The following is a 13682-nucleotide window of genomic DNA, read 5'->3' as shown; positions in this document are numbered from 1 at the left end:
CTTTGTTACCTATAAGAACACTATTCTTTTACAGCGCCTACTGTCAATCCGCCGATAAAGTATTTCTGGAAAAACGGATAGGCAATCAGTATCGGCGCTGTCGACAGTACCACCACCGCCATTTTAATGGTCTCAGTCGGCAGTGCTCCGGTGGTTGTGAGCCCCATTTTTCCGGCATTATTGGCAATAAATTCAATATTTGTTTCCATCTTCATCAATAGATACTGTAACGGGACAATCTGATTGTTGTCAATGTAGAGCAGCGCGCTGAACCAGTCGTTCCAGTAGCCCAGCGTCAGAAACAGGGCAATTGTTGCCAAGCCCGGCAAGGACAACGGCAAGATGATTTTAAAATAAATCGTCCATTCGCTGGCGCCGTCAACGTAAGCAGACTCAATCAATGCTTCCGGTACTGACATCTGGTAGAATGTCCGCAAAATCATAATCGAAAAAGTACTCATCGCCAGCGGTAAAATGAGTGACCATATGGAATTGCGCAAGCCTAAAATATTGACAATCACGATGTAATTACCAATCATCCCGCCGCTGAACAGCATTGGCATAATCGAATATTTTGATAAAAAACCGCGGTAGGCGTATGAGCGCCTAGACAATGTATAAGCAAATGTCGACATGAGAAATACCCCGATAAGCGTCCCGACAACTGTGATAAAAATCGTTGTGCCAAAAGACTTAAACACTGCGCCGTCCGCAAAAATCATTTGATACGCTTCCAAACTGAATTTTTCCGGAATAAACTTATAACCATTTTTTAAAATCATTTCTGAATCAGAAAATGAGATGACGATGACTAAAATAAACGGAATCACACTGAGTAAAGTCATTATTCCTAAAAACGCCGTCAAAACCACATTTGCAGGGCGGCTAATACGGCCAAACCTGTTAAGGGATTCGCCTAGCGTCTTTTTTTCTTCTTGCATTTTCCCACCTGCTTTCTTTTAGAATAAACTCTGGCTGCGGTCGATTTTTTTGACGATCCCATTGGTCACCAGGACGAGGATAAAGCCGACAACCGACTGCAGCAGACCCCCCGCCGCTGAAAGGCCAATATCTCCCATCGTCGACAACCCGCGGTAAATGTATGTATCAATGGTTTGCGTTACTGGTATCAATGCTCCCGAATCTTTTGGCACTTGGTAGAACAACCCGAAATCTGATCTGAAGATACCGCCGACAGCCAAAATAAGCAGGATAATGACGACCGGACGAAGCATCGGCAGTGTGACATACCGAATTTGCTGCCATTTGGTCGCACCGTCTAACATGGCCGCCTCATAATAAGACTTGTCAAAACCGCAAATCGCCGCCAGGTAAATAATCATGTTGTAGCCCATGGATTTCCAGATAGAGACGACCGTTAAAATAAACGGCCAATATTTTGGCTCCATATAAAATTGAATCGGCTGCATATTGAAAAATTTCAATATACCGTTCACATAACCGCCGGTCGGATCTAAGAAAGCGAACACAATATAACTGACCACAACCATCGACAGAAAATACGGAATGAACAGCACACTCTGATAGAGCTTCGACAACTGCTTGCTGAAGATTTCATTCAGCATTAAAGCCATCGCCATTGGAATAATGATGCCTAATAAAATAAAGACAATGTTATAACCGACCGTGTTTCGTACGATTAAGGCCGCATCGCCGCTTTTAAAAAGAAAATTGAAATTTTCCAACCCAATCCATTCGCTCTCCATAAAACTTTGGAAAAAACCGCCATGTAAGCGGAACCGTTTAAAGGCAACCAAAATCGCAAACATCGGCAAATAAGAAAAAATAGCAAACCAGATGATGCCGGGCAGAGACAAAATAAACAGCTCTTTGTTTTTGATAAAACGCTGTAATTTAGACATCTTCCGCTTTTTTTCCTTGGGTTTCGTAACTGCTGAACTGACTTCCATACCCTAAACCTCCCTTTCTAGTAACCTCATCATACATAAAAGAAACCGCTTGCTCAATTGGTGAAATTTTAGATTTATTGTATGAATTATAGTTGCTCAGTGGAAATATTTCAGGAACATTAGACTTTTGTCAGGTTCTATTTTATAGTTAATATAGCTAGCACTGATTGTTTTCACAAAAAAGAAAGGGGTTCCAATTATGGATGAGAAACGACACGTCAACCCGATTTTTTTAACACAGACAGTGATTCGCATCATTGTTTTGAACGTTTTGTTCATAGGAAGCAACCTGCCTCTAGTTGCAGCAGCTCTCCTGTTCGGGCCGTCTACATTAGCCGAATCTTCTTTTTTGTTTTTTATACTGAGCTTAACGCTTGGCCCGTCACTCATTGCGTTATTCAGAAGCTCTTTCAAAGCCATTGAACTGCCGGATGCCGGCTGTTACCGTGTGTTTTTTACCACCTACATCCAAAGTTTTTCAAAGGAAATGCTCCCGCTAATGTTTATTCAGCTGGTTTTGTTTTTTTTAAGCTTTTTTAACCTTGCCATGAGCCTCTTTCCGGTGTTGAGCCTGCTCGCACCAGTATATCTGTTTAGCAAATTGGTGCTGATGTTGCTGTTTCCGATACTCAGCTTGGAAATCGCGCTGTTTCAAAATACGTTTCAAACGAACATAAAAAACGCCTTGATTATTCTTTTTAAAAAACCGCTGTTGCCTCTTTTCACAGTAATTTATGCGGTTTTTGTGCTGCTATTGGTCAACGAATTTCCAGCCAGTCTGCTGTTGTTCGTTTTCAGTCTGTTTACGTTTTTATTCACAAGTTTTTCATTTAATGATTTGCAGCACCGGATTAATCAACGTTTAACTGCAGAAAAGGATGACTTGCCGGATGAACCTACCTCACAGTTTTAAAAAAATAAATCTTTTTAAATTAAAAACATTCCGTCATCTTTTTTACCAGTATGTTTTTATTATCCTTAGTTTAATCACGATTTTATTTTTCTTTGTATACTCGTATGTACTAAATTTAAAACAAGAGAAAGACAACCTTCTAGCGGATAATTTTATGAGTCTCAAAGCAGAGCTGACGAAAGAAAAAACCGTCATTGATACGCTGACAGACGAATTGTTTTTCCAGCAGCCTTATCTGGAAGATTTAGGCAATTTTATTTCTCTGGATTACGGTGATTATTTTGAATTCAAGACCGACCGCTACATGGCAGATGATGCCTCCAGCTATTTAGGCACATTGAATTTTGTCAAAAAAGTATTTTATACATACCCGAATTGTGTCAAAATCGTATTCTACAATACCGACAATCAACATGTCAGATTGTTTTCCAATACCGATGGGGACTACTTACAGTATCTGACCGCCCCATTTCCTGAACGCAGCATCAATACCAAACAGCTGGTCAGCTTGCTCAACTTGGAAAACGACAAAAGCGATAATTACATCAGCTTTCACAAGACTTTGAATAATCCGGCCAGTCTGGATAATGTCGCGGAAATGTACTACATATTTGATTTATCTAATTTGTACGAGGAATTGACCAAAAAAAACCGTGCCTCTTCCGGGGAACTCTTTCTCTATAATGAGGGGGAGTTACTGTTTGCGACCAATCCGGACTTGGACGGCGAAAAATTGAAAACGATTCAAATCGACAATGTCAGCGGCAATTATCAACTTGTCAGCAAAGAAAATCCTGACAAACTGCTGCAGCAAGTATATTTTGTTTATTTTTATTTTGCGCTGGTTTCTGTCCTGATTGTCCTTCTCGCTATTCCGCTCAGTTTTAAACACTTGCGGCAATTTGACTATAAACTGGGCAACATCATCAACAAAATGACTGCAATCCAAAATGGAGAATTTGACAGCTTTACAGCGCCTGTTGCGAGTGAACACAAAGGTGACGAACTGGATGTCATCAATGTCAATCTTGACAAAATGGCACTGCAGCTAAAAAAATACATTGATAATGTGTACGTCAGCCAAATTAAACAAAAAAACTATCAAATGAAAACACTGCGTGCCCAAATCAACCCGCATTTTCTTTACAATACACTTGAATCAATCCGCATGAAAGCAGTCATCAACCATGATGATGACGTGGCCGAAATGCTCTTTACGGCATCACGATTATATAAAAACATGATCAAGGGCAAGGAATTGACAACCCTCAAGGACGAATTAAGTTTGTGCGACAGCTATTTGCGCTTATTTGAAATCAGATTTGAAGACCGTTTGTTTTACGATATTTCTTTCAGTGAAGAAATCGAAGAAGCACTGATTGAAAAGTTGTCGATTCAGCCGTTGATTGAAAACTATGTCGTCCATGGCATCAAGCAGGAAGAGGACAACAACTTCATTGAGATTGCCTGCACAAAGGAAAAGACTGACATCCTGATTCAGGTTCAAGATAACGGAAAAGGTATTTCTGAAGAAAAACTAAAGCAAATCAACCAACAACTGGTGGACAACGATGTTGAAGCAAGCGACTCGATGGGCTTGCTGAATGTTCATCAGCGCATCAAAGAATTGTTTGGGGAACAATACGGGGTGTCCGTCGCCGGCAATGAATGGGGCGGCACAACGGTATCATTGAGAATCCCATTTCAGGTAAGGGAGGAGTCCAATTGAAATTACTAATCGTGGATGATGAAAAGCTCATTTTAAAAGGAATCAAACAGCTCATTGAGCAGGCAAACCTCAAACTGACTGACATCTATCTCGCCAATTCCGGTCAGGAAGCACTGGCTATCTTTCAAAAGGAACGGCCGGAAATTGTGATGACCGATATCCGCATGCCGAAAATGAGCGGGCTGGACTTGATTAAAGAAATGAAAAAACTGCCTATCCCTTTTAAATCGATTATTATCAGCAGTTACGATGATTTTTCTTATGCTAAGGAAGGAATTCTGCTCGGAATAGAAAATTATCTGATCAAGCCGATTAATCAAACGGAACTAATCCAAACAATTCAGGAAACACTGGATAAAATCACCAATGAACGTTCCCACAAACAGTTGTGGACTACAGACGAAAAAGAGATTTTTAAAGACAATTTCTTTCGGCGGCTCATTCAAAATAATTTAGTCGAACATGATTTTGACAATTGGTCAGAACTTTTAAAACCATTTGACAACTGGCATGAGATTGCCGTTGTTACAATTAAATGGCAGTCCTCTTTAGCACCCGAATACAAAGATGAATTGATTTTGCAACTGAAAGCTGCAATGCCGGACGGGCTGGTCATCAATATTTCTTCTGAAGAACTTGCACTGCTATGCCAGTACGACTCGCGCCTGCAAACACGTCTGACAAGCCGGCTTGAACAACTGTTCTTTTTCAGAGAATTATTTGTGACCATCGGCACGCCTGTAACAATAGCGAACGAATCGCACATCTCTTATGACAGTGCACAAAAACTCCAGTCGTACAGCCTGGTTTTCGGTTTTGGAAAAATCGTCAGCGAGCATGATATCAAAAAGAATGCCCAATTAACCGAACGGTTGATCTCCCATGAGGAATTGACTGAGCTGATTCATCAACAGTCATTAGCTTCTGTAAAAAGTAAATTCCTGCAGCTTGAAGCGGCTATCAAACAGACACAGCTTTCGCCAAGCAGCATTCAAAATATCACCATTGGTATCGGTTTAATGCTTTATCGAATTTCGGTCGATGCCGGTATCTCTGATGATGATGAAATCACTTTTTTGCGTGCTTTGATCGGAAAAATCACGCAAAAAAAGACCACTCAAGAAATTTTCGCATTGTTGCTTGCTGATGCAGAGCAGCTGATTGCCCGCCTGCAACTATCGCAGACGACTGTTTCACCCATTATCCAGCGGATGCTGCGCATGGTCGAGAAAGATTTATCAATACATTACTCGTTGAAGGATTTGGCAGACCATTTTAATATGAACCCGGCATACTTAGGCCAGCTCTTTCAAAAAGAAATCGGCACAAGCTACAATCAGTATTGCCACCAATTGCGTTTGAAACAAGCCAATGAGCAAATCATCCAGACCGACAAAAGTATCCGCCAAATTTCAAAAGAACTTGGTTATGAAGATATCAGTTATTTTTACCGTTTGTATAAAAAAGAATATGGCTTTACCCCTAACAAAGCGCGGGCAAATAAACTGCTTTATCACGGAGTCAATAATGTGCAATGACTTGGCTCCAACCCGAACGCCTGCATCAAAATAATTGTCAGTTTATTTCAAACAAAAAAAGACAGGTCACTGTCCTGATAACTAGTGACCTGTCTTTTAACTGACAATTATTTGAAAAAACAACGGGCTTCGCATTTTTTTCCAGCAGTGCTTGTCCGCTTACCAGCTGGATGTCCCGCCGCCGCCCCCAAAGGAACCGCCGCCGAACGACCCGCCGCTGCCTCCGCCGCCGAAGAAGGAATCGTGGTCATCATTATCACCGCCATAAAACCAGCCGCCGTGATTAGTGTAGACACTGGTTCCTCTAATCGCACTAGTGGCAAAACAGAAGGCCCAAAAGGTCAGAAAACCGCCGGCAAACAGGAAATCGTAATAGTCAGGCAGCCACTCGTCGTCGCGAGCTTTATTTTTTGTGCGGAGTGCCTGTTGGACATCTTTGACTGTCTGGTCTTTACTGGTAAATATGTTGACATTCGGCGGCAAGTAAATGCCCATGTCGTCTGCTTGGTTAAAGAAATCTTTTGCGTATTGGTCTTTAATCTGGCGGTATTTGCTGTATCTGGCAAGTGCGTAAGCAAGAAAACCGAACGCTCCCAGCGCAACCATAATTACCACCAGCACACCACTGTTATCTTCTTCTTCAAAATCTTCAATCGTTTTCTCGTGCGTCAGAAGCGCATTGATATTGTCGACAACTGCTGAAATCCCGCTGTCGTAATCTTCTTCCCTGAAAAAATCTTTGACTGTTTCATCGGTCACAACATCCGTCATGGCATCAGGAATCTCATCCTCCAAGCCATAGCCGACTTCCAGTCTGGACTGCCGTTCATCAATCGCTAATGTGTATATCACACCGCTGTCGTGTTCTTTGTCCCCGACTTTGTATGTTTCTGCCAGCTCCATGGAGTATTCCTCAATAGACTGGCCTTCCGGTAATGACTGGACTGTTTTCACCAGAAGTTCTGGTTTCTTTTCGAGTGAAGCATAGGTTGCATTATAATCTGCAATTTTTTGCTTTGTCGCTTCAGATAGAACATTCGCATCATCCTGCACGTAAATCGTTTCGGCATACACGGCAGCGCTTGTTAACATAGTAAAAGGTATCAAGAGAAGGAGTAACAGTCGACGGAAAATGACTGAGCCATCCCTGTTTGTCAACATTCTTTTCATTATTCCCACCCCTTTTGATGGTCCTTAGTTGCTGCCTTCTGTATCAAAGTCAACAGTCGGAACAGTTTCTGCGCCCGATTCTGCTTCGAAGTTATCTTTCTTTTCAAAACCGAACATGTTGGCTACCACATTTCTTGGGAACCGAACGATTGATTTATTATACTCGTTGACAGTATCAATGTAACGCTTGCGTTCAACAGAGATACGGTTTTCAGTACCTTCCAGCTGAGTCATCAGCGTTTTGACATTTTCATTTGATCCCAATTCAGGGTACTGCTCGTGAATGATATTCACCAGCGTGCCGACAGATTCGCCGATTTGATTGTCTGCGGCTATTTTTGATGTTTCGTCTGTTGCATTGGCGTATGCCTTTCTGGCTTCAGTTATATTATTAAAAACTGTCTGCTCTTGCTTCATACTGCCTTTGACACTATTCACAAGATTTGGAATTAAATCATACCGCCGCTGCATCACATTATCGACTTGCGACCATTTGGCGCTGACGTCATTGTCCAGCGATACCAGATTGTTGTACGTTGTTATAAAAAAGACAGCGATCAAAGCGATGACGACTCCGATACTACTTAACACTATTGTTTTCTTTTTCATTATTACCAACTCCTTTAGTTGTTTTAATTGCTTCATCTGGTAATATATCAATTTTATCGCTGTCGCCAGTGAGCGTCATAGGGCTAAGGGCTGATTTTTACAAAAATATTACAAATTTTACCGTTAAGTGTCAAAACACACCGATTGGCTGTAAGAGTCATTAAAAACAAGACTTCCCCACTTTCATCTTACCAGTATTTGACCGGTTACACAAAGAAGAATGGGGCCAAATGCCCGGAAAACCGCTGATTGCTCATTAAATGTCGGCCGAAGAACACTTGACACTTGCTTTTTTTCTCGGTAAACTGACAACAGAAAGAAAGGGAATGATGTCTCCCTTGAACACGTTCGTTCTAAACCGCCGCAACCGGCTAATGACTTCTGGCCTTGACAGCAAGGGCAGGAGTCTTTTTTATTGGGAAACATCAGAGAAAAGGAGGGGTTATCATCGACCGCTACACACAAAATAAGAAAGCCGGCAACTTGCTGGTCTTGATTGTTGCCAGTTTAATCATCGGGGGAATCGTCGGGAGTCTTGATTCCCTGTTTGGTCAAGTATTGTTGGCCGTATCAGGAGCGCGGGAGCAGAATGTTCAATACTTGCTTCCTTTTCTTGCACCGGCTGGGATGATTTTCACTTATCTGTTTATCACTTACGGGAAAAATGCCAGCCAGGGAATGACACTGGTCTTTCGGGTAGGTCACGAAAAGGAGTCAGTCATCCCCAAACGGCTGATTCCCTTTGTCATGGTCGGTACTTGGCTGACCCACTTATTCGGCGGCAGTGCCGGCCGGGAAGGCGTGGCCGTGCAGCTGGGGGCAACTGTTTCAAACTGGGTCGGGCGCTACGCCGGCCGCGGTAGCCAGAGCAGTCTGTTTCTTGCGACCGGTATGGCAGCCGGTTTCGCTGGATTGTTTCAAACGCCCATCGCAGCCATTTTTTTCGCATTGGAGGTGCTGGTCATCGGCTCGTTCAAATACGAAGCCTTGCTTTCCTCAACAATCGCTGCTTTCACAGCCAGTGCCGTTGCGGGAAAATTGGGACTTGAAGCATTTACGGTTGCATTGAACAGTCCGGTTCAGTTGAATGGCACGACACTGCTGAAACTGGCTGTTGCAGGTGTTGTGTTCGGCCTTACAGGACTGCTGTTTGCCGCTTCGCTCAACCGGACAAAACAGTACTTGGCGGCACGTATCAGCCATCCTGTTGTCCGCATCGGCATCATCGGCGTCATTGCCAGCTGCCTGCTGTTTATTATGTACCAAGGCCGCTATTCGGGCTTAGGGACGAATTTGATTGATGCCAGTTTTTCAGCCGGAACGATTTACAGCTATGACTGGCTTTTGAAACTGCTGTTGACGGTCTTGACCATCAGCGCCGGGTTCCAGGGCGGCGAGGTCACACCTTTGTTTTCCATTGGGGCATCGCTTGGCATGGTTTTAAGTCAAGTTGTCGGATTGCCGCCTGCTTTAACGGCTGCGATGGGTTATGCTGCTGTTTTCGGCAGTGCCACCAACACTTTTCTTGCGCCGATTTTTATCGGAGCTGAAGTATTCGGATTTCACTATACTCCTTATTTTTTTATCGTATGTACGGCTGCCTACCTCTGCAACATGAATAAATCCATTTATCCGCAGCAAAAACAGGGCATCCGATAACCGAGAATTGTGCCCGTAAATTGTCAAACACAGACATCTGTTTTACAATAAAAGATAAAGACTACCGAGGAAGGATAGAAGATGCAAAAAGGATTTGACCCCGTATACGACGGACAGACCAGAATACTCATACTCGGGAGCGCACCGAGTATTGTTTCATTAAGAAAAAATCAGTATTACGGCAATGCCGGCAATTACTTCTGGCGAATCATATTTGATTGCCTAAAGCTGCCTGTGCCGGAAGATTATCAGGAGCGTTTGGTTCAACTGAAAGCCCATCACATTGGCTTGTGGGATGTTTACGGTTATTTTAACCGGACCGGCAGTGCAGATACCAACTTTAAAGAAACCAGACTCAATGATTTCAGCTCCCTCCTCGCCGCAGCCCCGATTGAACGCGTGATTGCAAACGGGAAAAAAGCCTACCATGAAGTGATGGCGTCCGGTATTTTTTCTGATTATGAAGTCGTCCAGTGCTTGTCCACCAGCGGTGCCAACAACAGCCGCATGGCAGACCGGAAAATCGACTGGCAGCAGGCGCTTACGCCCATTTTATAAACAACATCCCCCGTCTGGAAAGACTGACAAGTTTTTCCAGACGGGGGATGTGACGTATTACTTTATTTTAGATCGTGAAATAGGCAAACTATGGGGGTGCGATTCAAACGCAAACCCGAAAAACAAGTGCTGCATGCTGATAAACAGAGGTATCTCTTGCAACTTCAACAAGACCACTCGGGCAGCTGATGAACCGATAATGGCCGCGCCGACAAAGCGGGGCGTGTAGACAAACCAGTACAGCTCTTGTGCACTGCCGGTAAACCAGACCATGACCGGATAGGACAACAGGGAGCCGATAATACCTGTCCCGATGAATTCGCCTAACATCGCGTATTCGCTTTTTTTCCCCCAGCGATAACCGATGCCGGCAAAAAAAGCACCGAATACTGCGCCGGTCAGGGCAAGCGGCGGAATCCCCAGCAGCATCATCCGCAATACACCGCAGGCCAATGCCATGAGAGTCGCATAAAGAGGGCCCATCAAAACGGCTGCGATAACATTTATCACACTGGACATCGGCGCCATCCCCTCAATCCGAAACAAAGGCGACAGCACTACATCAAGGGAGGTCATCATTGCCAGCAGCATCAGCTTTTTCAGTTTAGCGGAATGGGACGGCATGATGATCACCTTCCGGCCATGTTTGCAGCGTGTACGCCATCTCCCAAAATAAAAACTCCATTTTGGCACTGATAACAAACGCTTCTGTCATCTGATGCTGCTCCACTGCGTCAGAGTGCTCATATAATGTATTCAAAAGGCTGCATTGCCTGCGCACTTCTTGGGCAGAGTCTTCCCCTGCGTATGTTTCAATCCAGCGGTCATAGAGAGGATGCGGCGAGCCGCCTGTGGCGAGATGCCCCCCGATTTCCTGATACAGCCATGCACACGGCAAAAGCCCTGCAAGAGCACTGTTCATTGTACCGTCAGTCAACTGGCGGTACATGTGAGACACGTAGTGGTAGGCTGTCGGTGCAATAGGTGTCTTGGCTATTTCTTCATCTGTGATACGTAATTCACTGAAGAACTCCTCGCGAATCATCAGCTCGCCGTCTGCCAGATGCTTTGCCCCTGACAGCAGCATGTCCCGGACTTTTTTGTCAGCCGCCGTTTCCGCTAACAATATGTGCAGTTTGCTGAAATGTTCCAAATAATAGCGGTCCTGAATCAAATAATAACGAAAGACGTCACTGTCAAGCGACCCTTTCTGCAACTCGACAATAAACGGATGACTGAAACTGCCTTCCCAATAAGGAATGGTTTTCTTTCGCACTTTTTCTGTAAACACGCAATCGCCTCCCAAAAAATTTTAAACAGATGGAGGCGCACAGCCGGACTTAGTGACTAAACTAACGGCTAGTTACCCTGATTGCATAAAAAAGCCCGTCCACTATCAATGGATGGGCGTCATAACAGAATAAGCGTTTTTCAGTCAAAAGACATTTCTCTTCGCCAGTACTAACTGGATCAGATGCTATGGGTATCATCTCAGCTTTTACGCACCCCAAATGTTTTTATATTAGCATGTACCAAAATTATAACACGCGGTCGTTTAGTGCGTCCACTTATCATTAGATGGTGAGCTTCTTTTTGGCAACAGTCCCCCCATTTACAGACAGCTTTTCCGTATCGCGCTGGGGTGTTGGCCGATTCCAGAAAAAAGCGATTTTGTTTCTCCCTCCGGATGATTGCCGGCAGGGCCGCTTCTTACAAAATAAATAACCGGCTCTCCAATATTTGGAGAACCGGCAGATTATGTTTATTCGGCGCTTAGTGCGGCCATTGTGATGTAGTTATACGGCTGGTTGAAGTGCGGCAGGAAGAAAATATCCAATAGCTTCAATTTGTCGATAGTCACTTTTTCTTCAATCGCCAGCGAGAACATGTGGATACCCATTGAAATGTCTTCTTCTGACGCCAGCTGTGCTCCGACCACGCGGCGCGATTCTGTTTCATACACAATGCGGATTTTTACCTTTGCATTTTCTTTCATGAAACCAGGGCGCTGCAGGTCTTCAAAATCCGTGTAGCTGACTTTCAGACCATTCTTTTCGGCCATTTTCACGGATAAGCCAGTGGAAACCATGTTGTAGCCGAAAATCGAAATGCCATTTGAGCCTTGCACCCCAATTGATTCTAACGGCGTGCCGCCGATATTGTGTGCCGCAACGATACCGGAACGTACCGCATTAGTCGCCAGTGCGATGTAAGCTTCGGCCTGCAGTGCATTGGAGTAAACGATGGCACAGTCGCCGATGGCATAAACATCAGGGTCGCTTGTCTGCTGATGGCGGTCCACCTGATAAGCACCGTTAGCAAAAAGTTCCAGATGTTCTTTGCCGAGTTCATTGTTCGGGCGGAAACCGATGGCGTTGATGACTAAATCAACCGGGTACTCGCCTTTGTCTGTCACCAGCGTGTCCACATGGTCTGTGCCCTTATAAGCTGTGGCCAACTCCTCGTAGTGCAGCTCAATGCCGTGTTTTTCCAAGTTAGCATCCATGCCTTTTGTGAACCAGTCATCATAATAACTGGCCAAGCTGGTCGGCTCTGCATCAAACAGTTTAACTTCCTTGCCCCGCCGTTTGGCAGCCTCTGCAATTTCAACACCGATATAACCGGCACCAATGACTGCGACATTTTTTACGTTCGGATCGCTCATTTGACGGTCAACTTCCTGACCATCCTGGAATAATTTCAAGAAATTTACACCTTTCAGGTCCTTGCCGGGAAGATTTGGCGAAATTGGCACAGAACCAGTGGCTAAAATCAATTTGTCGTATGACTCTTCAAAGGTTTCCCCATCATTCTTTTCACAATAGACAATTTTCTTATCAAAATCAACATGCGTGACAGTCGTTTCCAGGCTGATTCTTGCACCTTTCTCTGCAAATGCTTCCTTATTCGTATAAAATAAATTCTCATAAGAATCAATCTGTCTGCCTACCCAAAGTGCCGTCCCGCAACCCAAATAACTCAAGTTAGTGTTTTTATCAATCATGACCACTTCTTGATCCGGATACGTGTCCAACAATGTATTAGCCGCTGCAATGCCTGCATGATTCGTTCCAATAATTACTGTCTTCAAATGAAATTCCTCCTAAATATAGTATTTTATAGTTAAAATCCGCATAAACGGATTTTCACACCAGTTGTCATTCCGCACTATAAAAAATGTTATTTAACACATCCTATAAATAACTTTATTTATTTTGATTTCTGATCATCCCCCGGCTTACCGGGACTGCCAGTAACATTTGACACATTGTAAAGAAATAAATATTATAATAAGTGATTTTTATCACTAATCCATCTATATAAATTATATCAAAAAAACAATCATAAATACACTATTTTTTGAAAGGTATTTTTGAGAAATAAAACGCTGTCATTTTTTAATTACAGTTAACCTGTTAGAAACAGCATAAAAAGTTATCTGATTAATTAGACAATGAAATTGTCATTTGTCTTTTTTTGAAAAATAATCATTACAAAACAAATAAATTGTCTGCTTATATAAAAAAGCAGATCAAGCTGTTGAATACTTAAATTTAAAAACAATTTATCTATTA

12 protein-coding genes and 2 riboswitches are annotated in these 13682 nt (G+C 43.4%); of the genes, 5 read left to right on the top strand and 7 right to left on the bottom strand.

The window, feature by feature from the left end; genetic code table 11:
- Nucleotides 1-20: 20 nt before the first annotated feature.
- Entirely contained in the window at nucleotides 21-941 is a 921-nt protein-coding gene (locus tag CBF27_RS01635) for a carbohydrate ABC transporter permease (protein WP_126811719.1), read from the bottom strand.
- Nucleotides 942-959: 18 nt separating this feature from the next.
- Complete coding sequence (locus tag CBF27_RS01630) at nucleotides 960-1931, bottom strand: ABC transporter permease (protein WP_126811717.1); 972 nt, start codon at nucleotides 1929-1931, stop codon at nucleotides 960-962.
- A gap of 199 nt (nucleotides 1932-2130) precedes the next feature.
- Between CBF27_RS01630 and CBF27_RS01625 the strand changes: the two genes are divergently transcribed.
- From CBF27_RS01625 to CBF27_RS01615, 3 genes are all read left to right on the top strand, one after another.
- Nucleotides 2131-2844 carry a hypothetical protein gene (locus tag CBF27_RS01625; RefSeq protein ID WP_126811715.1) on the top strand — a complete coding sequence of 238 codons (714 nt, stop codon included), beginning with the start codon at nucleotides 2131-2133 and terminating at the stop codon, nucleotides 2842-2844.
- Nucleotides 2845-2998: 154 nt separating this feature from the next.
- Nucleotides 2999-4573: a sensor histidine kinase gene (locus tag CBF27_RS01620; protein ID WP_170174966.1), complete on the top strand. Its 1575-nt coding sequence runs from the start codon at nucleotides 2999-3001 to the stop codon at nucleotides 4571-4573.
- A complete protein-coding gene (locus CBF27_RS01615; protein ID WP_170174965.1) occupies nucleotides 4570-6111 on the top strand; it encodes a response regulator in 1542 nt (513 codons plus the stop codon). The genes CBF27_RS01620 and CBF27_RS01615 overlap by 4 nt, the downstream gene beginning before the upstream one ends.
- A 159-nt stretch (nucleotides 6112-6270) precedes the next feature.
- On the opposite strand, the gene CBF27_RS01610 is transcribed toward CBF27_RS01615, so the two are convergent.
- Together CBF27_RS01610 and CBF27_RS01605 are read right to left on the bottom strand one after the other, a co-directional pair.
- Nucleotides 6271-7203 (bottom strand): TPM domain-containing protein, encoded by a 933-nt coding sequence (locus CBF27_RS01610; protein ID WP_170174964.1) that lies wholly within the window; start codon nucleotides 7201-7203, stop codon nucleotides 6271-6273.
- 102 nt (nucleotides 7204-7305) lie between these two features.
- Nucleotides 7306-7890, bottom strand: a complete 585-nt coding sequence (locus CBF27_RS01605) for a LemA family protein (protein WP_126811707.1) — start codon at nucleotides 7888-7890, stop codon at nucleotides 7306-7308.
- 313 nt (nucleotides 7891-8203) lie between these two features.
- A riboswitch (Fluoride riboswitch) is annotated at nucleotides 8204-8281 on the top strand.
- Between the two features lie 53 nt (nucleotides 8282-8334).
- Between CBF27_RS01605 and CBF27_RS01600 the strand changes: the two genes are divergently transcribed.
- Nucleotides 8335-9549 (top strand): chloride channel protein, encoded by a 1215-nt coding sequence (locus CBF27_RS01600; RefSeq protein WP_425469913.1) that lies wholly within the window; start codon nucleotides 8335-8337, stop codon nucleotides 9547-9549.
- An 81-nt stretch (nucleotides 9550-9630) separates the two neighbouring features.
- On the top strand, nucleotides 9631-10107 hold the full coding sequence (locus tag CBF27_RS01595; protein WP_126811705.1) for a DNA-deoxyinosine glycosylase: 477 nt from the start codon (nucleotides 9631-9633) through the stop codon (nucleotides 10105-10107).
- Between the two features lie 57 nt (nucleotides 10108-10164).
- Here CBF27_RS01595 and thiW read toward each other — a convergent pair whose 3' ends face one another.
- The 3 genes from thiW to nox all read right to left on the bottom strand — a co-directional run bounded on the left by thiW (nucleotide 10165) and on the right by nox (nucleotide 13198).
- Nucleotides 10165-10731 (bottom strand): energy coupling factor transporter S component ThiW, encoded by a 567-nt coding sequence (thiW, locus tag CBF27_RS01590; RefSeq protein WP_126811703.1) that lies wholly within the window; start codon nucleotides 10729-10731, stop codon nucleotides 10165-10167.
- A complete protein-coding gene (gene tenA / locus CBF27_RS01585; RefSeq protein WP_126811701.1) occupies nucleotides 10712-11398 on the bottom strand; it encodes a thiaminase II in 687 nt (228 codons plus the stop codon). The genes thiW and tenA overlap by 20 nt, the downstream gene beginning before the upstream one ends.
- A gap of 139 nt (nucleotides 11399-11537) precedes the next feature.
- Nucleotides 11538-11627, bottom strand: a riboswitch (TPP riboswitch).
- Between the two features lie 242 nt (nucleotides 11628-11869).
- Nucleotides 11870-13198 (bottom strand): H2O-forming NADH oxidase, encoded by a 1329-nt coding sequence (gene nox / locus CBF27_RS01580; protein WP_126811699.1) that lies wholly within the window; start codon nucleotides 13196-13198, stop codon nucleotides 11870-11872.
- Nucleotides 13199-13682 lie beyond the last annotated feature (484 nt).

This window comes from Vagococcus acidifermentans (genome assembly GCF_003987655.1).
In the GTDB taxonomy this organism is placed as follows: Bacteria; Bacillota; Bacilli; order Lactobacillales; family Vagococcaceae; genus Vagococcus_B; species Vagococcus_B acidifermentans.
The sequence above is the reverse complement of the archived record's forward strand: the minus strand, read 5'-3'. Positions and strand labels throughout refer to the sequence as shown.